Consider the following 22832-nt stretch of genomic DNA (forward strand, 5'->3'; position numbering starts at 1 on the left):
ATGCCTATTAATGCTTATTTAGTTTTTCCGGATTCTGATGATGCCATTTTAGCGCTGGGAGAAGACCCTGATCAATATATGGACCTAGTAAGAGGAATCCAGCTCGCTAAAACATTGCTACGTGATACTGGCGATGTTGATTTTTATTATGATTCCACTAACGTGGCGCGTTTTCTTACTAATGTTGAAGTTATTATCGGTGAAACTAACAAAAATGAAATTTCAAGTAATCTCCGGGCTTTACTTAAGTATCGCAGTCAGGATATCACAGGTAATTTAAAAGCTGATTATCGTGCTCATTATATGCAGTTGTTAAATTTCGCGTTTAATGATCTTCCACCAATATTCGTACATGCAACGGAAAGCATCATTGAGGCTCCCCAAACTTCATTTGCTATTCTCAATATTGGAGGCGGGATAGAGCACGGACAGCGTAATACGCTCTTTATAGTAAAGGATTATGCGTTTTCGCGGACTTTCCCAACTATGCTAAAAATCCCAATTGTAGATAACGAAAAGGAACTCAAATACTGGTTGACATCTTCCTTCAGCCAGACAGGGTTTTCCCTTGATGACGCAAGTATGTTCGAACCAACAAATAAGAGATATCGCAATCAACGAATTTACGTAGAATTGCAAACCGGACATTATTGGTATTATGATTTTTTTCATAGGGAAAATAAACAGCATTATGAGGTGTTTGACAGTATCGGCAACCATTTAGGTGAACGTGATATGACTGGTCAGAATATCCCAAATTCCCAGGATAACCGGAAGAAGATTGGTGATATATTATAATTTGCTCAGCAGGTGTTTGCACTCTTTATAATTTTATTATGGAACTAATGGCATCACCGGAAGAGTTATTGTTTAGAGTAAATTATTCACTATTATGTATGGCTTAAAGAGGGTTAAATTGCCGAATGCTTCGATCCAGGAGATCAAATTGAACTACTTTGCAGAAATGTTTCAATTCAATCTTTATGGGTATAGCGTCCTTGCTGATAAAGAACTGGATAATCTTCCCTCCCTTTTGCACAAGATTCTCTTTCACTTGAGAACTAATCCCGTAAAGCAGGCGAATAAATATATCCGTATTTACGTTGAAAAATTTTTGCAATTGTCTGAGGGGTACCTGAATGATTTTGAGGGACATCAAGATATTATGGATCTGTTTAAACGGTATTTAAATACAGGGAAACCACTTAGTTTAGCGCTGTTGTTGGATGGGCGTAGTAAACTCGAATCTTTATTTGATGTTCTTGAAAAGCAGTTTCTATTAAGGAATCTGGAGTCGGTTATTAAAATGATACAGTGTGGATGCGACCTTTCAGTACACAAAACAGCTATAAACATATGTATTGATGCAATAACTTCGGAACTTTTATTGAAGCGTCGATCTCAACGTGAGGTAGCGGGATTGTTTTCGGAAATATTCACAGACGATTATTTAAGCTTTCCTTATCCTACTGAAGTTTCGGAAGAGGAAAAGAAATCGTATTTTCAGAACCGGGGACTGAATGAATGTTTAAAGGCAATCCATTCTTTTTATGATAAAGAAGAACGGGATATGGTATTAATTTTCAGAATAGGCGGGATTGCTTTTTCACCTGATACAATCTTCAAACACAACAACATCCAGTTTCTTTCTTCAAACCACGAGTCGATGTCATCTTTTCATGATTTTCTGGCAAGGAAGAAAGAGACCATTAGAGAGTGGTTTGAATTAAATGAAGGTGATACATTGTGTCTTGTTCCAGTACGAAGCGTAACAGTCACAAACGGTATCAATTTGGCATTGGATCGCTTGCGGCCAACCCTAAGTTATATTGAACGCATCATTGACTGTCGTTTGATATTAGAAAAAGACGCGGTTTTCGATACCGAGGATATGAAACTTTTCGGTTGGCGGCTTACAGCTAAAAGAGGAAGCCATCTCGTGTCTCATTATGATTTGGAAAGGCTCCAGGATAATGCCTACGAGTTTTTTGCTGGCTGTGATTCCCAGGCAAAAGTTGAGTTCCTGAACCAAGAGCCAAAATTTGTGGAAGCACGCCTGAACACAAATGTGGGATTATTGTGGAGTTACCTGGAGGGCCTCCTTACCGATGTAAACGATACGGGGATTATAGAGGTTATCAGCCAGGCCTTGATACTTCATGAGGAAGAATGGCACGGTAAGATGATAGCTTCTTATGTAAGAAATGTACTTCATCCAATCAACACTTCCGCCGAGGATATTGGCTTGACTTATGAAGAAGTTCTTAATTACGGTAGAAGGCCAGAATTATTTGATGAACTCGTAGAACGGGCTTCTGTACAATCTTTGAAGGATATCATCAAGCGGCGGCGAATCACGAAGAATATCCTGTTGCGGCACAAAAAGTATTACGAACACAATTTATTGGAAGCCTATGACCTGCGTAACCAAAGGCTCCACGGAAATAAAATCAACAATAGATCTCACCTAAAAATGAAGGAGACCTTTCCGCTATTGGTTGGTCGGTTTCGCACAATTATTTTTGAATATGCGGAAAAATATCCCAATTATAATCTTGGCTCTATCTTTAAAAAGATAGGGGAGGATTATGCCACCTTATTTAATCAATCCCCCACTAGCTAGCATCTTTTTAATTAGCGCATGTAACGTAACAAAAGTCGTTGCTGATCCTGCATGATCCTTTCTTTGGTTGGTGCATAACCGAATCGTTCCAAAAAGTAAAGAATTATCTTATTGGATATCCAATGTCCACCTTCCTGAATTTCTGCGACCGTAAGCTTTTCAGTATAGGTTATCGATTCTGCGCCGGTGATTTTCGGTGTAAGGAAAAATGAGGAATTCTCATCGTCAATATACAATGTCCGGTTTTTAGTATTTTTAAGGGAAATGCTGATCTGGACACCTTCATCATATATTTTCTCAACGCAGAGGCGAGATAAAAATTCAATTACCTGGGTAATGAAGTGGATGAGGGAGGTTTTGATGAACAGAATGTCTCCAGGTCTGAATTTTTCAGCCATCTGCTTACGATAAGGCGATTCCGCCAGCCAGTCTTCCACAAGAGCTCCGTAGTACACAAATTGGCCGGATTGATAGAAATTCCAGCTTTCCTTTCGATCTCCAATGGAATATTCACCGTGGTAGCTATGTTCGCTTGGGAAAACACGGCCGTTTATATTATATATTACGACCTGCGGGAATGTCCATTCCATTGAAACTTTATTCCTGTCTATTAAATGCAAGCATTCTGACAGCGGTTCAATACCAGCCTTTTTGAGAGGTTGAAAGCGAAGTAGCCAATGGCCCCGAGACCTAATTGTTTCTATATGTGATGTAGGAGATTGTGAATCAATTTCCCGGTTTAATTCGGATTCTACAGATTCGGCCATTGTATAGCCGAAACTTCTCCTCCTTTGCATTAATCGTACCGCAGCCATTTCAATAATGTCGCGCAGATCATGGGCATTTGAAATGGGAGCACTTTCAGTTCGTTTATCTGTATTTCGGTAATAGATTACATTATGCTGTATAGCGCCGGGAATACTTATTTTCGAAATTATGGGCATTTCCCGGAATGGAAATATTTCAATGGCAACAAACTGCTTTCCGTTATTATCAATCGGATAGGATACCTTAAAATCGATAGTAGGATCAGCAAACCGGCGGAGTTGATCCTTCATAATATCTGCATTATAAGTGGACAGGTTTTCTGGAGATACACCCACTGGATTGAAGCCTGTATGAGTTTCTTCCACACCGACGATAATAGACCCTCCATCCATTACATTTGCAAACGCTAAAAAGTCTTTTGCATATTTTTTATCATCCCAAGGGCAATCTGCTTTAAAGTCCAGGTTCTGGTGTTCTCTTTGGCCATCGATATGGGTTATCAATTCTTCAGTCGTCATTTTGAGAAGGTTAAGCTCAACAAATATAGTTGCGAATATAACATTTTGAAATCAGCGTATCAAAAGCAAATGTTGCCTGCGGAATCAATTTTACTCAATCTGCCAAAAGCGATTTTAAGTTGAATAAAGCCATAACAAACTATGGAAATGTTAGGAAAATAAGGTATTTTAGGAGCGCAGGAATACGTGAAAATTATTTTTCTGTTCAGGTTTTGATCAACTAAAATGAACCATATTAACGAAATTATGGCTGAACATATCACGAGGCTGAAAGATTACGAGTTGACTAAGCTATTGGATATGTTACTCACTGCGGACGCCAAAAAAAATGGTATTAACAGCCCGGGAATTAAGGTGCCTAGCAATATTAACGTCCCGGATGGCGGGGAAGACGGTAGAATAAAATGGGAAGCGGGACCGGAAAAAACAGCCTGGATTCCCTCAGCCTTTACGATGTTTCAATGTAAGGCGAAGGATCTGGCACCCAAAAGTTGCTACGAGGAAGTGTTACTACCTAAAGAGCCAGATAGTCCGCGTAAACTGAAACCTAATGTGGAAGAGGTCGTTGCTGCAGGAGGATATTATATTCTGTTTACAAGTCGCCAGCTGAATGAGCACATAATGAAGCCGAGGATCGAAAAATTTAAAGAGGCGATCACTGATGCCGGTTTTCCCAATTACGATCGCATATTGGTTTATGATGCCGAAAGTATTAAAAAGTGGGTCAATGAACACATCGCGGCTGTTACCTATATACAGAGTTGCTTAGGAATACATCGTATTTTAAATTTCCAGCTATGGCAAGACTGGGATAGTCGCTTTACAAGGCAAAATGGTATCCCTTATCAGACGAATAGCCAGTTGGATGAGAAACGCGCTCTTATCAGGTCGCAGGTCGAGGCGGGGCGGGTGATCCGGGTGCTGGGACAGTCAGGATTAGGAAAAACAAGGATGGTTTTGGAGACTTTCCGCGGTGATACAGATGAGATAAAGGCACTGCAACAACAGGTGGTTTACTACGATCTCAGTATGGGTGAGGTTAAGGAAATATTTACCTTTCTAATGTCTCATTCGAAGGTCATGACCGGTGTTATCGTGGTGGATAATTGCAGTGACGCTGATCATGCAAAAATTTGCGTGGCTGCGGAGGGCGGGAATATCGGCATTGTAACCATCGATTTTAGTTTAAACTCCGAAGAGCGCTCCCTGATTCGCTTGGATCGGAACGAACAACGGGATATTGTTGCTAAAATAATTGAACAGAATTTCGGAAATGCGCTTCCCCAGGGAGAAAAGGATTTCCTTGTTCTCCTTTCGGAGGGGTACCCCCAAATGGCTGCACTATTTATCAAGGGGTATGCTGAACATGGAGCAGCCGGTTTAACCGAAAAAATTCCCTCCCGATACATAAATAGATTGATTTTTGCTGGAAATGAAGAAGATCCTATTGAATATGAGGTGATCAAGGCAATTTCCGTTTTCTCGCGTGTAGGCTTTCTCCATAACGATCATGTCCACCTTTTATCGCCGGAAGAGCGGGCGATATTGGAAGAAGAATCTGAGTTCGTGCGTACAAAAATATGTGCCAAGGAAGTTGGAAGCCGGGAATTTTATAGAATTGTAAGAAAGTACTTAGACCATATCCTGGAAATGCGGGGGACCTCTATTATGGTACGCCCAACTCCGTTGGCAATGAAACTTGCCACAGAATTCTGGTTAAATACTCCTCGAACGATCACTGTCCAGTTATTGAATGAGCTGAAGGACAAGAATATGGGCATACAAATGGTCGAACGCCTATCGCAGTTGGATCAGTTGGATGCGGCAAAACAGGTTGTTAATGATGTATGGGGCCCAGGCAGCCCTTTTGTTAACGCGGAAGTGCTCAATACAAAGCTGGGTTCACTTCTCTTCCGCTATGTGGTAGAAGTGAATCCAGTGGCTACTCTGTCCGCGATTGAGCAGAGCTTAGGAAGCCTGGATAAAGAGGGATTTAGGCAGATTGCCGAGGGGCGCCGTAATCTAATCTGGGCGTTGGAAAAGCTTTGTTTCCGGAGGGAAACCTTTCTGGGAGCTGCTAAATTGCTCTTTGGGTTTGCCATGGGAGAGAATGAAACTTGGGCCAATAATGCAACAAACCAATTTATCCACCTTTTCCGAATCTTGTTGTCCGGGACTGAGGCTTCGTTAAAGGAGCGTTTGGAGTTGCTTCATTGGGCCTTGGGAAATGGCGATCCGGATGCTCAATCTTTAGTCCTTAAAGCGCTGGAAAATGGGCTGCGAAGCGACCGCTTTGTTAGGTTGAGCGGCGCCGATCAACAGGGAAGTGGGCCAAAGTTAAAGGATTACCATCCAAGTGGGGGCGAAATTATAGCGTATTGGGAAGCAATCATTGGTATATTGGCAGAAAAAGCCATGACACCAGGGCAGTTTCAAGGTGAAGCCCAGAAAATACTTGCAGAGAACATCAACGGCATTACCCGAAGTGGAAAATTTGATCTGATCAAGGATGTAATATTGGCAGTAAATAAAGTCAGGGAGGATGTCTGGCAGGAAGCGATTTCGTCTCTTAAATCTATCGTAAACAGAGATGAAAGGAAAAGCAACGGATTTCCGGAAAAAGCGATTTTGGACATTAATGAAGTGCTCAAGGAGTTGCTTCCTTTGGATATTAAATCCCAATTGGTACTTAAAGTAAGTAAGCCGGACTGGTTAGAGGCGGCAACCCGGATTGATGGTATGTATGCCGGTCAAAAAGCAGCAGAAGATTTTGCCGTAAAATTGATAACAGAAAGATTGGAATGGTTACCCTATCTGGGCGATCTGCTAAAAGGGGAGCAAAGGCAGTCTTTCTCCTTTGGCCGAAAAATCGCGGAAGTATTCCCTGATCGGAAGAGTTTGGTTGAATTGACACTGCAGCTTCTGAATGAAATACCCGCAGCTGATATCAATCCCGAGTTCCTGAACGGCTTATTGTTAGGAATCAACGATCCGGATTATTTCACTTATGTGCTACACCGGGTAATAGAAATGCCCCATATTCGACATTTGGCATTTAACCTAACAAGATCATTTCCAAGGGCGGGAATAAAAGATTTTATGTCCCTGTTCCATTTGGTTGATGACTTTAATTTTCCGATCTACCACTTTCGGGTATTTGAGTTCGGCTTTCAATCAAGTACTTTGAAGAATGAAGACGTTGTGTTGTTTATTGATAAGCTCGCAAGTTATTCCCCGGAAGCACGATGGTTATCGTTTGCCATTTTATTTTCGCATTGTTTCCAAAATGCTGAACGATTCAACTTGTTTAAGGAGAAGTTTAGGGAATTTATACTACGTGACAATTTTCTGCTTGTTAAAGATAACCAACATACGCTTCGGGCTACGGCCTGGTCAGATTGCCTGACAAAACTTTTGGGCGGCGAACCGGATGTAGCCTTAGCTAATTCAGTTGCAGGTCAAATAATTCAGCATTTTAATTTAAGGGAATCAACCGCTTCCTTAGATAACACGGTTAAAGCGGTCAGCAAGTTTTTGTTGGATACCTATTTCTTCGATGTTTGGGATACTTTCGGCGCCATTTTCAGTTCGCATCCACTAGCCTTCATTAAGTTTCAGTTCGCTTTAGGTGGGGAAAAGAACTTTTTCGGCGAGGGAGGCCCGGTACTAAATATTTGGGAAGGGGAAAGAAAAGATTTTATCATTGAATGGAGTAGACAAAAACCCCCTTTAGTAAGACATCGGATAGCCAACGTAATGCCCTTTAAAACAAGGGAAGGAGACACATTGAAGTGGCATCCATTTGCAATGGACTTTTTGGCGAACTTTGGCAATGATGAGAATGTGCTGGATCAATTAAATGCGAATATGCATTCATTTAGTAGTATGGGTTCAATTATTCCTTATTTTAGGCAATTGCAAGACTTATTTGTACAATTGATTAATAGCGAACTTAACGAAGTTAAACCATGGGCGAAAGCTATGGTTGAAAGAACGGTAATAGCAATAAAAAAAGAACAGATCAAGGAAGGGAATGAGAACTGAAAGAAGGAGAGATTTTGATCTTTTTCAATTAAAGTAACCATAAGGTCGCCCTGTGTCAGCATAGATAAACTAAAAAATGAGCCACATGATTGTAGATGATGTGGCTCATTTTTTTACGATAACCTAAATCCAGATTACTATTTCTTTTCTTCTTCTTTTTCTGTTGTTTCTTCCTCAGTCGAGGCACTTGCTTCCTGCTTTTTACTACCCAGGCCCAAGTTATAGCTGATGCCGGCAAACCAACCCGTTTTAAAGTCGGAGCGATATTTCACTTCGGTTTCTGAAGTTGGAAGTGGTTTGAAATTTCCCTCATTGGTATAGTTTGCTGCAGAAAGTACTTTTCGGTTGGTAAAGTTCCAACCCCCTGAAAGAACCAATCGCTGGGCCTTTCCAATAATAATGCTTCCACCAAGTAACAGCGAATAATTTACATCGAGCGATTTTCCGACACCGAAGGTAAGGGATGGCGATACATAGGGAATCAAATTACGTGGATATATATGTGCCAGTGCGGAAATGCCTACTGTACCTCCGCTTCCGCCATCCGGGACAAGTTCTTTCATCGAGGTTGTGTCGTTGACCTGAAAGTCACGCAATGCATATTTCTCATTCTTTATATTACTATAATAAAAGCCGGTACTGAAGTCTACCTTTATGCCACCATGTATAGGTACGGCGAAGGATTGAGCAGGGACTTGGAATGCGTTGAGCACTTTATCCTTTCCTTTGATATCAAGATTAAAAACAACTTCATCGGCATTTTCCAATTGAATGATTTTACTGGCAAACCGGAACTTGGCTGCCATAAATGTTTCATATAATTTAACGGTTTCGTCAACCAGGGAGTCCGGTGTTAGGGGAATATGTAAGGTCTGCTGAAATTCCCTGTTAAAATTATCGGAAGTGTAAGGGTCCTTCGATTTGGATTTTTGCTCTTCTATGACCGCCTCCTTGGCTGCGCGGTAGCCCGAAGTGATATCGATGATGCCGTTCTGCGCGCCGAAATTTAAATTGACGTTTCGTAAGACCTGCTTTCTGGCCTTTTCAAAGTCAATTTCATCTTCGTCCAGTAAGCGTTTCAGGTCAGAGTTCAGTTGGGCAATTTTATAAATCTCCGATTCGATGTTCTTAGTTGCTTTGGAGGCCGTTGTTGGACTTCCGGAAATAAGTGATGTTACGGTCCCGAAAAGGGCGGGCACTTCGGTAAAGCGGTTATTGAAACTGTGTTCTGCCTTAATAGAGTATTTCAGAATGTTGAAGTTGTCGATCAGAAGAACTACTCCGCGCTTGGGATCATTTTTTTCCGCGAATGCGGGAAAGCGTAACCCGTTCACGGTATTACCATCCGAAAACACCCGATATTGATTTAATCCGGGACGATAAACTACCACTTGTCCCTGTGGGAGTTGTTTAGGATTGAACGATTCCAATTTAACGGTTTTTGGATCATAATATACAGGTTCGGGCATCTCACCTATTTCATCATGGGAAACCTTGCCGGCAGGATCTATGGTGAAACGGTTCAATAACTTTTTTGAAATACCGACTGTTTGCGATAATGTTACGGTTAATTTACCTGTTTTGGGAACAATGGCAACAAATTGATCAATCTCAATGGGCTGATGTTTCCAGTTAAAGGCATACGGGGGGATTGTTCTACCGGGATATTCAATGTCCAGCTGTAGAGCAGTGCCCTGTTTGAGGCTGTCAGCTTCTTTCAGCACTAGCATGATCGGTAGTTCGGGATTAAGTGAACTTGAGGCCTCCAATTTTTCCGATTTCAGGGAAAAATGGATTTCATTGTCCGGAATTTCCTGACCCAAAAGGATGGCAGGGAAAATCCAAGTGAGGATAACGAGTAAAATTAGTTTCATGGGTGTTTTATTTTTAGGGGTATGGTGAATGATGTAAGAATTTCTTCAATGGGGATTGCGTAGCTTACCCGGTTTGCTCTGTCCACGATGACAATGATACCGACCACATCGTTCGTTTCGCTGAGGACAAAGGCGCCGGAATCTCCTTCGACTGCAAAATCACCTTCCGTACTGGCGATTGCTATCAATTGATCGAAAAAGTGCTTTGCCGTACCGGTCCCATAGGGAGCTCCAATAGAGTCGGATATTCCAAGAAATGTACCTTCGGTGTATTTACTGATCTGGCCGTATTTGCGAAGCACGTACCTACCTTTATCGGCATTGGTGAGTATACGTTTATCGTTCACTTTCCCGACCTTCGGTATGGTGTTTGCAACGGGATAGTTAGCCTGTATGAGGGCCACGTCTACCCGGTTATCCCTTTTCGCTTCAATGACCTGACCAAAGTGTGTTAGTTCCATGTATTGTTCGTCTATGATATTAACCAGGTTGTTAGTATTATCGATGCGGAAATGGGCATAGTCCAAGGCCGGATTTTTGATGCAATGGAAACAGGTGAGCAGGTATTCCTGACCGTTTTCTCCATAGACTTTGCCACCGATTGTCCCTTTCACAATTTCATTTTCATGATCGCGTGGAGGATTGATCGCGTTATAAACCGGTCTGCCAAGCGGGATCATTTGCTCGTGCCTGTTTGGTGATCGGTTGAAATGATGTTGTATCGGTCCTTACCCAATGCCTGTTCCAACAAAGACTGTTGATCTCCCGTAGCTTTAAAGCCTTTATCGAATTTTAGGTTTACCTTGTTCGTGGTGCCGACAAAATCATAGCCTGCATAAGCATCGATCTGTTTTAGCCTGGGTTCTACAACCTTTACTTTTGCTGCCAAGGCTTCGAGCTCACTGCTTTCCGCTTGGGAAGCGGCCTGTTGTACACGGAACTTTTTGAGGTTTGCAAACTCCAGTACAATATCGAGCATATCGTGCCAGAACTTGGAGCCCAAGCTGATAAAGAATCCGGAAAGGAGCATTCCTACAGCGGAGCGTCCGGAGATCTTCTCTATTTCCCAGATATTGATCAATCCCTGTCCTTTTATTAGACCAAAGAAATCCGCTCCTGCAATGAAAGAGACGAGCAGGCCACTGGCGATCGTGATTAGCTGAACCTGGAGTTCGCGTTTCTTCTCTCTCAGCGGGGAATAGTTCCGATTGCGTGTGTCAGGGATGGCAAGTTTAATTAAGTTGGAAACCCGTTCTGAAATTAAACTTAATGCAAATAAGATGGTGACGATGGTGTACAGCATATTTGCCGACAATTGTTCGACATTTGGGGCCATAATATGAAATTAGTTTTTAACTGATTGTATTCATCGTTTGGGGCTGAATACATAAGGAAAGACATTCACTGCAATGGCTACTTATCTGTTTAGGCTTAGGGAAACTTCCGTTTTTATGATGTCAGCATAACCATTATAAATTTAAGTATTATTTTGGTATTGGCAACCGGAAGTAAAGATTTTTTTTTCGCGCAATTACAATTCTGGAATTTACCAGGGGAAGCCTTTCAACTTCACTTTCGTGAAACGTTTCCAAATTGCCGGTGAGATTTGAGCATCAGAACAAATCCTGATCTGATTGGACAATTAGCTATTCGATTTTTTTGCAATGCAAACGACAAATTAATAGCTTTATGCTCTGAAAGTGATGTACATATGATCTATCATGAAAAGCGGTAATCCTCCTCCCCAAATTCCCGGCATTATTCCGAGCTTGGAACATGCTTATAGCACGTTAAGCCCGATCATTTTCGAATACCATGAGATGTATTGCTGTTATTATGGCAAAGCCGATGCCGTTATGGGCTTTGGGGCGGACATCGAGCAGGCAATCGAAGACTGGCACAGACTACTTTGCAAAAGAGTATTCAATGCCAACATAGATGATATGTTGGCAATGGAAATTGTTTCCAAACTGAACGGTTAATCCCTTTATCCCCACTCGTCATGTCATCGTATATTGAGGTAGCGATAATACCATTATTCGCTGTTGAGATATATGCTACCACCTTTAATCACAGCTTCATTCCTCTATGCCATTGTTTGGCCTGTCTGATCAGCGGGCTATCTTCAGGCACATAAGCCTTGATCGTCCGACGTCCGGAGAATACGGCGCTGGCTACGCGGTGAAAGCCGTCCACAAGGGGTAGATCCTCATCTTCCCCGTAACTTTTCCGTCCAAGCAATATGGGCGTGTACCCGGGGTAAAGTGGTTCCATGGTTACGGGTTCATTCAGCCAGCCGTCCAGTAGTTTATCCTTTTTCCTTAAAAAGTCGATTGGCATCTCAATCAGGCGATAACGGCGGTTATGTACTTCAGCATATGCCAGGTCATCCCGGATGCCATCATTATTTTCCTGTTTGCGTGATAGTATTTCGCTGATAATTTCTTCACCTGATAAAAAGTTCCCGGTTTTTATTCCTTTCCAGCGGATTTTTGTAAGCGGGCTTTCCCAGGGTACATAAGCACTGATCAAATTATATCCGTGATTCAATGCAGCGGCTATGCGCTGAAAGCCATCAATAACCCCATCTACAATCTCTTTTCGGCCCGCTGCCATTTTATTGCCGATCAGAATGGGCATATAACCCGGACGAAGTGTTGCATCAACCGGAGGTAGGTTATCCCAATCATGTTTCAATGGTTCCCGGAACCGGTAGTCCAGTTCGCTGTCCTGTTTACGCAGCATTTCTATGGGCAATTGGCGTAACACGTAAGTGCGTTTTTTTACATCCGCATATTCCAGCTTTTCTTGGATATATTCGTTATGCTCATGGGGCAATTTCAGGATAGCCTTTACGATAGCTATTCCCGGTATTTTAACTTCGGTTTTCATCTGTAGTTATTAAATTTTAAGACAATCCATTCCGGAGGAACAGCCGGCCATCGTACATGACCGTCATGTTTGTTGCTGTCCACTATATCCTTACCTTGCTTTATGGATGGTAGCCCTTAAATCGCTTATCAGCTACCTGCTGCCTACCGGCTGATAAGCGTTCGGTCTCCAGTTGGCGAATTGCCTTATCGATCAGGGGACTATCTTCGGGTACAAATGCCCGGACACGGTCCTGGCCTGCCCGTTGTGCCATCAGTACCCGGTAATAGCCATCCACTACCTGGTCTTTCAGGCTAAGACCGGCGAGGAAGCGGTTCCCGATCAGGATGGGAGAATAAACCGGACTCTTTGCAGTACGGTGCACACTGTCAATTTCAGGCGGATTGCTTAACCATTTGTCGAGGTTGGGGTCCTGTTTGCGCAGTAGATCCAATGGAAGGTAAATATCCACATAGTTTTTGTTCCGCACGTCAGCGTAGTCGAGCAGCTCTTTCCGATTTTCATAATAGGTATAGTTCCACTTTTTGATTTTATCCAATACCAATTCTCCCGAAACTTTTCTCAATTCATTTTCCATAACATTCTCCATAAAATTTTATATCCGATGCCGGGCGAAGGCCCGGCAGATTCTTTGGTTTTGTCAGTCGTATCCCGTGGTTATTTTCGTATGATCAGGTGCGCCTGGGCCGGATCGCGCAGCATGCGTTCAATTTCCGACTGGACGATGTACTGCACATCCCTCTTTATCTGATCAAAATTGTCCTGTACCATCTTGTGGTCCACCTGCCGGATTACGGGAATTTCCTTATAAGCCTTTTCCTCGGCATTGATGGCATCCCAATCATTAATAATCTGGCAGTGGAAGGCTTTCAGCTCAATGGGCTGGTCGGGCGTATCGGCCACCATGCCGACAAAGTGGCCGGAGGAAAGCTGCGCGATGCGGGCGGCAGGCACGGCGTATTCAAGCTGCTTGTTTTTGCTGATGGAGGTGTCACCCGAATTGATGCTCAGTGATTGGCGGTCCTGCATGATTTTCCCGATGCGTTCGGAGAGCTGGCGCGCGCTGTCGCCGGTCACCTGACCGCTGATGATGTTGCCCACGGTGTTCATGATAACGTCGGCCTGCTCCTTGCCGTAATCGCGCCTTAACTGCGATTCATCCTGGATTCCCAAAACCACTGAAATCAAATTGGACCTCCCGGTACTGATCGTTGGAATTATGTCTATCGATAGCGTAGGAAATTCATCGAAAATCAATGCTGTAGGGAGCTTCCGCTTCTGGTTCACGATCTTAAGCAGGCGGTTCACATAGAGCGATAAGACGGCGCCGTAGGTCTGTATTTTCTGCGGATTGTTACCGAAGCAGATGATTTTGGGAGCTTCGGGATTATTGATATCCAAACTAAAGTCGTTTCCGCTGAGCACATAGTAAAGTGCCGGGGAAGCCAGGCGGGCCAGTGCTATTTTTGCACTGCTTATCTGGCCTTCTAGCTGTTCCATTACATCATTCAGGTAGGCATTCAGGAATGGCGATACGAGAATGGATATCTGTCGTTCGGTGCGAAGCAGGGTAAACAGTGAATTGTACTCCAGGGAGATCAGCTCTATCACATGGGGGAGCGTGCAGAAACGGCCATTTTTGTAGCGGCGCAGATACCAGATGATGGCGGTAACAAAGTTGATGGCTGACTCGGTGAAGAACTCGCCCTGCTTCTTTTTCCACTCGGGGTTAAGACCCAGCAGGATGGTACGCGCGGATTCCGTGGCATCGGTGATATCGGTCATTGCCAGCGGATCAAACACATTGCCGCGATGACTTCTGGAAAGATCATCGAAGTTGATGAAGTAGCAGGCCGGTTTACCTTTATAGCGGTGTTTGTTTTTCAGCCAATGGTTATAGGCAATTTTCGAGAGGTCCGGGAATTTGAAGTCATACACCAGCATGGTGAAGGGTTGAGGCTTGGCCAGGAACTGGCTTATCATGTGGCGGATGCAGAAGGCTGTTTTACCGGAGCCCTGGCTGCCGGAGACGACAATCGCGCGGAAGACTGCAGTAAAATTGATCCAGGACCGGTGCATTTTGCCCTTCAGGTTGTATTGGGCCGGCAGGTTGATCGAATAGTCATTGGTGATCAGGCGCTCCTCCTGCGGGAAGGTTTCGTTGTCCCGGTTGAAAATATCGCCCTCCAGCTTATCCTTGATAATGCGGGAAAGGAGGGTGCCACCACTGAGCACCAGCAAAAAACCGGTAGAGGTCAATCCCATGTATAGCCACGCCAGGTGTGTGAAGGGCAGGCGAAGGTAAAGCACGGGAAAGGTGACGAAGTAAATAAGCAGGCCCGTTAATAGATAAGCGAAAGCCGTCCGTTTGTTCAGCTTTTCCTCCTTGCGTCCCTTGGCGCCGAGCAGGGAAATAAATAAAAAGCCGAGCGCCCAAACTTTGGACAGGTGGAAGCTTTTCACCAGGCCGGTGGAAGCGACATTTCCCAATATCCGGTCCGTGAACTCGGTTGTCAAACCCCAGGTCAGAAAAGCCCGGTAGCAGAAATAATAAAAATGGATAATTAAAATAGTAATGGCGATCAGTCGGGTCATGTCCAAAATCTTCCGCAGCGCCTGTTCATTTTCACCTGTTTGCATGCCCATGTTTTTAGTTTTTTATGGTCTGTCCGTGTAACCTTTTCTTCTTCTTTTTTTTCGTTTTTTACGTCCGATCCGCAGCTCATAGGGGAGCGGTTCGTAGAGATATTCAGGACCGAAGAGCGATTCCAGTATCGCTGAGATATCCGGTGGGATGATGGAATAATCCGGGGAGTTTGTCCGGCTGCCGGGAAAGTCAGTGTCGGGCAGCTCTTTATGCTGCTTAACAGCAGAAGGAAGATGCCGCTCGGAGGGTACTTTTGCGGAATTGGCAGCCAAGCGGTTCAGGATAACGGTAATGCCGTAAGCTTTGCCCAGTTCACTGCCGTTAAACACACATTTGCTATTGTGGTCCACATAGGTAATTCCGTAAAGACGGCCTTCCGCATTGCGGCGCAGCACGGTATCCACGCCCTGTCTTTTCAGGGCATCGATAAAGTACTGCAGGGAGTTGCCGATCGTCCTGCCCGACAGGGTAAGGTCTATCATGTTTTTGAGCGCCGTTTTATGTTTCTTTTTGTAAATGCTGCCGGTCACGAATTTTTCGGAGAGGTAGTCCAGGGATGGATGGTTTTTGAAGCGGCTGTCACGCTTGGGCATGTCGATAAAAATCCTGCTGGATTTGATCGGTCTGCCGATGGCTTTCCCGGTCTCCGGATTGTATACCTGATAGAAAAGCCCTCGGTGTTTATGGACACGGCTTCCCTCTTCTCCGCGAGTGGCCCGTACGTTATATAAGCCCAGGAGCGCGTTCAGCTCGTGGAGGCTACCAAGCCGGTAATTTTTCAACGTATGGCTGAGGATATTTTGGATCGTGTTTCGGATGGGGAATTTGCCATATTCAACTTTTTCCATATCGATCGGTTTCAGCGTATAAAGCGATTCTCCCTTTATGGCCTTTACCAGTCCATACTTTTCTTCCAGCCTTCTGCTCAGGGGCCGGGATACATCACGGCCGATATGCTGGGTGTCAATGGCCAGGCCGTCCGCCTTGATTTTGGTGGTAACGATATGAATATGGGGGTGGGCGGCATCTTTGTGGCGGTACACCAGATAAGGCTGGTCGCCAAAGCCGATGCCCTGCATGTAATCGCCCGCTATGATCATCATCTCTTCATTGGTCAGCCCTTTTTCCGAAGGATCAAAGTTGAGGGAGATATGGATGGCTTTCCGCTCCGCCCGGTGATTGCCTGCCGCCTGCCTGACCAGGACGTTCAGCTTATTGTCAAAGGAGAGGTCGGCCACATCCTTTGGATACCCCGATGCACCGATACAACTTGCCACGCCCTCCTTTACTTTGTTCTCATTATAGTTCAAGGGCCGGCGGAAGGATGTTCCGCTATTGATCACTGCAACCATATGTCGGCGATTGAGTTGATTTTTTCCTTGATTTTTTCCGTATGGCGGAGCATCGTTTGGCGATCTTTCCGGAATACCGCATGCCATATTTTGAGCTCCTCGTCGGTATCGCTCATGTGCAGTTTATGGATGGCCTGGTTGAAGTTATTTCCGATGCTGTTGAGCTCCTTGCGGAGGAGCACCATTTCACGCATGAAGTCATCCAGCGAACGGTTACGATAGGTGGTGACGATGGCCTTGTCGAGCAGCTTGGCGCGCACATATTCACTCAACTTGCGGAAGGTGGTCCGGCGCCATTTAAGCTGCAGCTGGCGGTATTCCTTTTCCGCCATTCGGACGTGTATACGATGTGTCTTATTAGGGTTATCTGTCATATTCCCACTCATTTTTTATGGCCTTTAGGGGCCTTTAATCCCTTCCCGCGCCGACTTTGGAGGCATGCGGGGAAAAATAGTTGTCCCACAAACTGACACCTTGCCGAACGCACGAAGTAAGGCGTTCGATAGCCCGGAGCGTCTGCGGTACCGGGTGCTTTAGCTTATCAGGAGGCTTTTTTAACCGGTGCAAGCTGCTCCCGGCGGTTCATTGCTTTAAGCCTTTGCTCTTGGCAGGCGGCCTACCGAAGTGTTGCAGCCAGTCGTTCAGGTCGCCGTGGTTTTTGTACAGCGCGCGCAGATCGGTATAGCCGAGCTCCAGTTCGAGTGCAAAACGGGTGTAGTTATCGCCTCCCTTTCCGTTATCGAGGAAGAGGTTTTTATGGGTATGGCTTTCCATAAAAGGGCGGGCGCGCTCGAACATTCCGAGTGTATTGAGGATGACGTAATCGTGCTTCAATTCCGGCCGGGCTTTCATGATGGTCTCATAGCTGAGAAAGTTGAAAAAGCCTTCAAAAACATTGACGGAATCCTGGCCGTTGCGGATGGTGGTTATGTCCTTGGGATAGCTGGCCACCTTCATGTAAGGGTTGCGTATTTCCCAGGCGCCGGAATCATTCTGCATGCCGATGCCGTAGTATTCCTTTTCACCGATGCGGAAGGTTACTTCCCGGCAATAATGTGATGCAATTTCGCGGTCAATGCGGCGCTCGTTCAGATATTTTAATAGGGGGTAGCGGGTGATAAACCTGTCGGTAATAATTTCGACTTTATTTTCGGGAGTCTCTACGATCTTTTTTTCGCGGGCGGTATCCTGATGAAAAAGAAAATAGTTTTCGTTTGCCATTTTCATAAATTCACCGACCGTGCACTTGTGAAATCTGATGGCGAAGTCAATGAGGTTGCCGCCGATATGCATCCCGTGATCGAACCAGCAGTTATTCTTCCGGTCTACTTTAAAAGAGGCGGAATTTTCATCGCGGAGAGGCGAGAGATACCAATAGTCATTGCCACGGATTCTGGTGGGCTTATAGCCAATGCTTTCCAGATAATCCACCAAATCCCTTTCTTTCAGTTTCCTTATTTTTTCTTTAAACTCGTAGTCCATGCGCACAATTCCTTTTCACATTACCAATATGGATCGATCTAACCATTCAGTGGGAAATGTATCCCGGTTCAACGCCCCGTTTTCCCGCAGGGGTGATCCTATGGCGATAGCCCTTTACCGATTGGTTTACCGTTTTTTTCAACAGGAGCATATTGAGGTGCTTTTAGACCGGCCAGCTGCCATACCGATTGCGGAATATTGGTGTTGAGCAGCTGCTCACCCGGTCTGAGTTCCGCGACGATCCGCTCACGGATGATACGCGCCAGTTCATTGAAGAGCAGGGGATTTTCCAGAAGCCGGAAAAGCGGGGGAGAAGGCAACAGCAGGGAAAAAACACTGCTACCGGGTTTACCATAGACCAGGTGGGTCCGTTGGTACCGTTCCGTACCGAGGTTGGTTACTTTGACCGCCGGCCGGGTAATATGCTCCTGTACAAGCCGTTCGATCGTTCCTTCGATGGTGGGCATGTTGAGCTGCTTGCCCTTACGCCGGGCAGGAAGATCCCGGTAAGGCTCCTGTAATGCGGTAGCTGTCCAATGGAGGAGTTTGCGTCCATACTCATCTACAGGATCGATGCTTAGCTTACCGGTAATCCCGTCTTTTTCGCAATTGGCCGCATGTTTGCCCTCAATGAACACCCTACCTTCATAAGGGCTTGTGATTGCATCGCGGGGAATGGATTTAAAGACGATATTTTTTACTTCTATTTTCATGATGGCTGTTCTTTATCGCAGTTTTTTTCCCTGTCTGTGTTCTTTTTTTTCTTCCTTTAGGTGACGGTAACCGGCAACGGTCAAGCCTGCTTTATCCAGAATATGATCGGGAATGTTCGTGTTGAGTACGCGATCCTCTTTTCCCATCCGGGGCATTACCTCCTTTTGGAGGATTTCAATGACTTTGAACCAGGCCAAGGGATCGTTCAGCAGCATGGATAGGGGAGGTGTCGTTGCTACCTTTGTCACCTGTCCGATCAATCGGCCGAAAAGAATGCTATTATCCTGAATGGCTTTGACCCGTGCTGCCTGGGAATTGATGGCTTCCTGCAACACTTTCCGGTGTTTTTCGGCGACACGGTCTTCAATTGCTGACAGGAGGGAAGGCCATGCCGGCGAACTTTTGCCCAAAGCATCTCCCGTCAAATTTTTGGCCGCCGGGCCACCGTAGAATTTCTCCGCCTCCAGTATCAGGAAATGTCCCTGCTGACTGGTCGGATAGTAATGCAGGCCGCTCCAGTTCTTGATAATCATTCCGGCGCCCGTACCTTTAATAAGGAGATCGCCTATATAGTTGGAAGTCCGGTAATCTTCTGTGAGTTTCTTAAAATCCAAATTTTTTACTTCAATTTTCATAGCCTATACGTTAATTCACAGCCCATCGAGCAAATAGTTCCTATCTAATGATGCCGTAGTAATGCATGAGATAACAGGTTTATTTTCTTTGCCCACGGTTTACTTTTCTTTCCTGCTTTCCTTCTTCTTCTATCGACAATTCATATAACAGGCGAGAGTGATCGACACCGGCCTGCTTCAGCACCGTAAACGGAATGTTGGGATTCAGGATCACCTCGCCATCTGCCATCTTGGGCAGTACCTGTTGCTGTATGAAGTGGGCGAGTTCCTGATGATGTTGCCGGTTGACCAACACATCTACCAAGGGGATATCGGTCGGAACAGCGGCATATTTTTTAAAGGGGATTCCGTAAAGAATGGCGCGGTTGGCAGCATAGTAAAGTTTGATGGACATTTCACTGAGCTGCGTCCGCAATTTCCGGTCATAGATAGCTTCCACCTGACGGTCGATTTCGGCGGTTAAATGAGGATAGGGCAAGGGGTCCGCTGCCTTTTGAGCCAGCTCACCCGTATCAGGTGAAATACGTTTTAAGTGATTTTCGGCAGCCTGCAGGAGCTGACCGGAGCTATCTTTTTTAGATATAATCATGGTTTGGCTATTTTCACCCCCATTCAGGAAGGCTCCGGCCAATAGATGATCAACATAGAACTTGCCGGCAAAGGTCGGCATCGGACCGCCCCATGTCGGGGTAATCATTACATCTTTCACATTAATCTCCATCACTTCTATCCATTAATAATTCCTGATTTATTTTAGTTTACAGCCAGTGACCGCGCCTGCGCGAACGTTTCAGATCTTTTTTAACTTCTTCAGCTTCACTTACGCGGTATTGTTCCGGGCGGAGTCCGGCCTTTTGCAGAATTTCGGCGGGAATGTTCGTGTTTAAGATCATGTCCCACTCTCCGAGTTTAGGTAATATATCCCGGCGGATGGCCGTAGCAACGGGTTCATGTAATAAGGGGTTGGCACGGATTGCATCAAAGGAAGGTGAAATGCGGTCCATGTTTACGAAATACATGCCCGGTACACCATAAATGATATGCCGGTTTTGGTATCTATTCAGCCATTCTTCCGATGCCGGTATCCGGGTTTCCTTCATCTGTCCCCGTTTATATTCGAGTACCTGCAGCAGGATGGCATCGGCCAATGAATTCGGTGACAGGCTACCGATCTTTCCCCGGTCGGTTGCTTCCTCTTTTGGCAAGGCTTTAAAATATCGCTCTGCCTGCCGGATCAGTTCTGCGCCTGCCTTATCCACGGGGGAATAGTGCAGGGGATATCCGTACCATTCTTCGCTGCACTTGCCGGCAAGGGCGCCGTTGATAAACAGATCGGCATTAAATTCCAACGGGCGAACGGCGCCGGTCGGCCCTGCAATCTGGATATTTTTAACTTCAATTTTCATATCAGGATACGCAATAAGTTCATTGTATTTTGCGGCTCATCTGCCGAGCCCTTTGGATTTCTTTTTCAATTCCTTTTCAAGGGCCACCTGGTCCCATGCATACTGTGTTTCTTTCAGGTTGGCCAAGCGGAGGACGAAAGGGGGGAGGGTATTGAAGATCATGTCGTCCTTTCTCATAATGGGAAGCAGTTTGTAGCGAATACTATGCGCCAGGCTGGGATAGTGCCGGGGGTTCGTGCTCATTTCCAGGAACGGTTTAGGCAATTCAAAGCGGGCATAGCGGTTATAGGGAAAGCCATAGACAATATGCCGGTCCATCGACGGGCCGAGATTTTTCATGATCTTTTGCAGCTGGTTGTGTTTCTTTTGCCGGTAGGCTGTCCGAACCAGGTCAAGAATTTCCGATTTAAGCCCGGGTTTGATGCCGCCCAGCTTCTTCCATAATTTGGCTTCTGCAACATTTTTCTCACGCCATTCGATTAGCTCGTAATGGGAGGAGACATTGCCCAGTAGGAGCAGATTTTTTGCATCGCGTCCTTCACTGAAAAACATACCTGCAAAATTGCCATCAAGCCACAATTTCCCGTCAAACTCCGGTAAGTGGCTACCACTCCAATCCGGACGGATTTTTAATTCAGATACTTTCACTTTCATCCATCAGCTCCTTTCTATACGATTGCAGATTAAAGGTTCTGCCCCTTCTTTTTGTTCCTGTTCCGGCACCATTTAGGGTAATCGGTGAATGGGTCTTGTGGCAACGGTTTCAAACCGGCATTTGTCAGTATGGATTCCGGAATATTGGAATTGAATACTTCATGAAGTGGCGGTAATTTCCGGTGAAAATAAAATCGCAGGAAGTCGGTAAACCATGCTACATCTTTCGGCGTGCCCATTAACTGCTCTACCGATCTATCCAGCAGAAATACACTGCATTCTTTTCCGGGTATTCCATGAATAAGCGCCTTTTCCTCCAGCTTATCCATCAGGTCTGCATATTCATTGGTTTGGCTTCCGCCACCCATTAGGTGGTATTGGAATAGGGTTAAGGCTTCAATTTGTGAGGTGAAGGCCTGCATTGGGGACGGTACTGCCAAGGTCTTTTTGGAATCTTCGTTCATATCATGATGCAGGGCAAGCAGGTGCGCAGCTCCGGCGATCCGGATTTTTCCACCTTCATCGATAGGAAAGATCATGGTCGCATTGCGCGCCCCCATATTCTCGAAATGGCCTGCATCTTTTCCGTTAATCGAAAGTTCTCCTGTAAAAGGCGGCACCTCTTCATCGGGGCCGGTAGGGAAGTACAATTTATTGATGCTTATTTCCATTGCATTTAATCTTAAACACTATTCTCCAAACCACATTGCAATAGCATGATACAAAAGTACAAGCTTTGCCGGGCACAATCCCATCCTGCGCATATTATACGGGGGATGAAGTGCGCGAATGTCCTTATTTTTGCGAGGTGTGAACGAAAAAGAAAGGAAGCAATGACGATGAATGAAGTTGGAAAGTTGATGGATACGATTTTGAGTATTCCGGGTATGAACGATCCCGTGCGGATTGACGTGAAGATGAGCCGGAAGCAGGTACTGCTGATGAGCAATCTGTTGGAAAAGGGGATCAGTGGAAAGGAGGGAAACGTGACCGCTTTAATGGAAGCGCTTCCCAAAGAGGTTACCGATGAACTGGAGCAGCTCCTGGCTGAGCTGCTCGGTAAGGCGGGATTGACAGAACTCTATGGGAAACTGAAATTGCTGGGAAGCAAATAGGCCCAATATCGGCGTCCATACCGGCGCCCTATAATTTAGTTAAACGCCAAAAACAGCTTCCCTAAGAAAGTGATGAAAATCCAAGGTTGTTTTTAACTGCGGTGAACA

At 45.2% G+C, this 22832-nt stretch carries 21 protein-coding genes; 5 read left to right on the plus strand and 16 right to left on the minus strand.

Annotation, left to right across the window (positions count from 1 at the left end; all coding sequences use genetic code 11):
* Both E0E36_RS08485 and E0E36_RS08490 read left to right on the plus strand, forming a co-directional pair.
* Positions 1-798, plus strand: a complete 798-nt coding sequence (locus tag E0E36_RS08485) for a hypothetical protein (RefSeq protein ID WP_130855593.1) — start codon at positions 1-3, stop codon at positions 796-798.
* 94 nt (positions 799-892) lie between these two features.
* Positions 893-2623, plus strand: coding sequence for a hypothetical protein (locus tag E0E36_RS08490; protein ID WP_130855594.1), 1731 nt, complete (start codon positions 893-895; stop codon positions 2621-2623).
* Positions 2624-2634: 11 nt separating this feature from the next.
* Here E0E36_RS08490 and E0E36_RS08495 read toward each other — a convergent pair whose 3' ends face one another.
* The gene (locus E0E36_RS08495; RefSeq protein ID WP_130855595.1) at positions 2635-3909 is read right to left on the minus strand and encodes an AlbA family DNA-binding domain-containing protein; all 1275 of its coding nucleotides are present in this window, start codon (positions 3907-3909) and stop codon (positions 2635-2637) included.
* Between the two features lie 225 nt (positions 3910-4134).
* Between E0E36_RS08495 and E0E36_RS08500 the strand changes: the two genes are divergently transcribed.
* Positions 4135-7953 (plus strand): hypothetical protein, encoded by a 3819-nt coding sequence (locus E0E36_RS08500; protein ID WP_130855596.1) that lies wholly within the window; start codon positions 4135-4137, stop codon positions 7951-7953.
* 137 nt (positions 7954-8090) lie between these two features.
* Here the strand turns inward: E0E36_RS08500 and E0E36_RS08505 are convergent, their stop codons facing one another.
* Genes E0E36_RS08505 through E0E36_RS08515 form a run of 3 tightly spaced genes read right to left on the minus strand, consistent with a single transcriptional unit; the run spans position 8091 to position 11163 of the window.
* Entirely contained in the window at positions 8091-9827 is a 1737-nt protein-coding gene (locus E0E36_RS08505; protein WP_130855597.1) for a hypothetical protein, read from the minus strand.
* Entirely contained in the window at positions 9824-10507 is a 684-nt protein-coding gene (locus E0E36_RS08510) for a hypothetical protein (protein WP_130855598.1), read from the minus strand. The genes E0E36_RS08505 and E0E36_RS08510 overlap by 4 nt, the downstream gene beginning before the upstream one ends.
* Positions 10504-11163, minus strand: coding sequence for a hypothetical protein (locus E0E36_RS08515; RefSeq protein ID WP_130855599.1), 660 nt, complete (start codon positions 11161-11163; stop codon positions 10504-10506). The genes E0E36_RS08510 and E0E36_RS08515 overlap by 4 nt, the downstream gene beginning before the upstream one ends.
* A 385-nt stretch (positions 11164-11548) precedes the next feature.
* Here E0E36_RS08515 and E0E36_RS08520 point away from each other — a divergent pair, with 385 nt between their 5' ends.
* Positions 11549-11809 carry a hypothetical protein gene (locus E0E36_RS08520; RefSeq protein ID WP_130855600.1) on the plus strand — a complete coding sequence of 87 codons (261 nt, stop codon included), beginning with the start codon at positions 11549-11551 and terminating at the stop codon, positions 11807-11809.
* 88 nt (positions 11810-11897) lie between these two features.
* Here the strand turns inward: E0E36_RS08520 and E0E36_RS08525 are convergent, their stop codons facing one another.
* The 12 genes from E0E36_RS08525 to E0E36_RS08580 all read right to left on the minus strand — a co-directional run bounded on the left by E0E36_RS08525 (position 11898) and on the right by E0E36_RS08580 (position 22280).
* Entirely contained in the window at positions 11898-12719 is an 822-nt protein-coding gene (locus E0E36_RS08525; RefSeq protein ID WP_130855601.1) for a hypothetical protein, read from the minus strand.
* 100 nt (positions 12720-12819) lie between these two features.
* Positions 12820-13308: a hypothetical protein gene (locus E0E36_RS08530; RefSeq protein ID WP_130855602.1), complete on the minus strand. Its 489-nt coding sequence runs from the start codon at positions 13306-13308 to the stop codon at positions 12820-12822.
* Positions 13309-13376: 68 nt separating this feature from the next.
* On the minus strand, positions 13377-15359 hold the full coding sequence (gene mobC, locus E0E36_RS08535; protein WP_130855603.1) for a conjugal transfer protein MobC: 1983 nt from the start codon (positions 15357-15359) through the stop codon (positions 13377-13379).
* Between the two features lie 18 nt (positions 15360-15377).
* Entirely contained in the window at positions 15378-16718 is a 1341-nt protein-coding gene (locus E0E36_RS08540; RefSeq protein WP_165446948.1) for a relaxase/mobilization nuclease domain-containing protein, read from the minus strand.
* Positions 16706-17104 (minus strand): plasmid mobilization protein, encoded by a 399-nt coding sequence (locus tag E0E36_RS08545; protein WP_341273584.1) that lies wholly within the window; start codon positions 17102-17104, stop codon positions 16706-16708. The genes E0E36_RS08540 and E0E36_RS08545 overlap by 13 nt, the downstream gene beginning before the upstream one ends.
* Before the next feature lie 196 nt (positions 17105-17300).
* Positions 17301-18200, minus strand: a complete 900-nt coding sequence (locus tag E0E36_RS08550; RefSeq protein ID WP_130855606.1) for a CHC2 zinc finger domain-containing protein — start codon at positions 18198-18200, stop codon at positions 17301-17303.
* A 98-nt stretch (positions 18201-18298) separates the two neighbouring features.
* A complete protein-coding gene (locus E0E36_RS08555) occupies positions 18299-18913 on the minus strand; it encodes a hypothetical protein (protein WP_130855607.1) in 615 nt (204 codons plus the stop codon).
* 12 nt (positions 18914-18925) lie between these two features.
* Positions 18926-19549, minus strand: a complete 624-nt coding sequence (locus E0E36_RS08560) for a hypothetical protein (RefSeq protein ID WP_130855608.1) — start codon at positions 19547-19549, stop codon at positions 18926-18928.
* Positions 19550-19628: 79 nt separating this feature from the next.
* The gene (locus E0E36_RS08565) at positions 19629-20246 is read right to left on the minus strand and encodes a hypothetical protein (RefSeq protein ID WP_130855609.1); all 618 of its coding nucleotides are present in this window, start codon (positions 20244-20246) and stop codon (positions 19629-19631) included.
* Between the two features lie 61 nt (positions 20247-20307).
* Positions 20308-20955: a hypothetical protein gene (locus E0E36_RS08570; RefSeq protein WP_130855610.1), complete on the minus strand. Its 648-nt coding sequence runs from the start codon at positions 20953-20955 to the stop codon at positions 20308-20310.
* A 36-nt stretch (positions 20956-20991) separates the two neighbouring features.
* Positions 20992-21609, minus strand: a complete 618-nt coding sequence (locus E0E36_RS08575; RefSeq protein ID WP_130855611.1) for a hypothetical protein — start codon at positions 21607-21609, stop codon at positions 20992-20994.
* Between the two features lie 29 nt (positions 21610-21638).
* Positions 21639-22280 (minus strand): hypothetical protein, encoded by a 642-nt coding sequence (locus E0E36_RS08580; RefSeq protein ID WP_130855612.1) that lies wholly within the window; start codon positions 22278-22280, stop codon positions 21639-21641.
* 162 nt (positions 22281-22442) lie between these two features.
* On the opposite strand from E0E36_RS08580, the gene E0E36_RS08585 reads away from it, so the two are divergent.
* Positions 22443-22724: a hypothetical protein gene (locus E0E36_RS08585; protein ID WP_242627165.1), complete on the plus strand. Its 282-nt coding sequence runs from the start codon at positions 22443-22445 to the stop codon at positions 22722-22724.
* Positions 22725-22832 lie beyond the last annotated feature (108 nt).

Source organism: Olivibacter jilunii (genome assembly GCF_900607235.1).
In the GTDB taxonomy this organism is placed as follows: domain Bacteria; phylum Bacteroidota; class Bacteroidia; order Sphingobacteriales; family Sphingobacteriaceae; genus Olivibacter; species Olivibacter oleidegradans.

Coding starts and splice junctions, on each gene's coding strand:
- E0E36_RS08485 (WP_130855593.1), top strand. CDS start 1: ATGCCTATTAATGCTTATTTAGTTTTTCCGGATTCTGATGATGCCATT.
- E0E36_RS08490 (WP_130855594.1), top strand. CDS start 893: ATGTATGGCTTAAAGAGGGTTAAATTGCCGAATGCTTCGATCCAGGAG.
- E0E36_RS08495 (WP_130855595.1), bottom strand. CDS start 3,909: ATGACGACTGAAGAATTGATAACCCATATCGATGGCCAAAGAGAACAC.
- E0E36_RS08500 (WP_130855596.1), top strand. CDS start 4,135: ATGAACCATATTAACGAAATTATGGCTGAACATATCACGAGGCTGAAA.
- E0E36_RS08505 (WP_130855597.1), bottom strand. CDS start 9,827: ATGAAACTAATTTTACTCGTTATCCTCACTTGGATTTTCCCTGCCATC.
- E0E36_RS08510 (WP_130855598.1), bottom strand. CDS start 10,507: ATGATCCCGCTTGGCAGACCGGTTTATAACGCGATCAATCCTCCACGC.
- E0E36_RS08515 (WP_130855599.1), bottom strand. CDS start 11,163: ATGGCCCCAAATGTCGAACAATTGTCGGCAAATATGCTGTACACCATC.
- E0E36_RS08520 (WP_130855600.1), top strand. CDS start 11,549: ATGAAAAGCGGTAATCCTCCTCCCCAAATTCCCGGCATTATTCCGAGC.
- E0E36_RS08525 (WP_130855601.1), bottom strand. CDS start 12,719: ATGAAAACCGAAGTTAAAATACCGGGAATAGCTATCGTAAAGGCTATC.
- E0E36_RS08530 (WP_130855602.1), bottom strand. CDS start 13,308: ATGGAGAATGTTATGGAAAATGAATTGAGAAAAGTTTCGGGAGAATTG.
- mobC (WP_130855603.1), bottom strand. CDS start 15,359: ATGCAAACAGGTGAAAATGAACAGGCGCTGCGGAAGATTTTGGACATG.
- E0E36_RS08540 (WP_165446948.1), bottom strand. CDS start 16,718: ATGGTTGCAGTGATCAATAGCGGAACATCCTTCCGCCGGCCCTTGAAC.
- E0E36_RS08545 (WP_341273584.1), bottom strand. CDS start 17,104: ATGAGTGGGAATATGACAGATAACCCTAATAAGACACATCGTATACAC.
- E0E36_RS08550 (WP_130855606.1), bottom strand. CDS start 18,200: ATGGACTACGAGTTTAAAGAAAAAATAAGGAAACTGAAAGAAAGGGAT.
- E0E36_RS08555 (WP_130855607.1), bottom strand. CDS start 18,913: ATGAAAATAGAAGTAAAAAATATCGTCTTTAAATCCATTCCCCGCGAT.
- E0E36_RS08560 (WP_130855608.1), bottom strand. CDS start 19,549: ATGAAAATTGAAGTAAAAAATTTGGATTTTAAGAAACTCACAGAAGAT.
- E0E36_RS08565 (WP_130855609.1), bottom strand. CDS start 20,246: ATGATTACCCCGACATGGGGCGGTCCGATGCCGACCTTTGCCGGCAAG.
- E0E36_RS08570 (WP_130855610.1), bottom strand. CDS start 20,955: ATGAAAATTGAAGTTAAAAATATCCAGATTGCAGGGCCGACCGGCGCC.
- E0E36_RS08575 (WP_130855611.1), bottom strand. CDS start 21,609: ATGAAAGTGAAAGTATCTGAATTAAAAATCCGTCCGGATTGGAGTGGT.
- E0E36_RS08580 (WP_130855612.1), bottom strand. CDS start 22,280: ATGGAAATAAGCATCAATAAATTGTACTTCCCTACCGGCCCCGATGAA.
- E0E36_RS08585 (WP_242627165.1), top strand. CDS start 22,443: ATGACGATGAATGAAGTTGGAAAGTTGATGGATACGATTTTGAGTATT.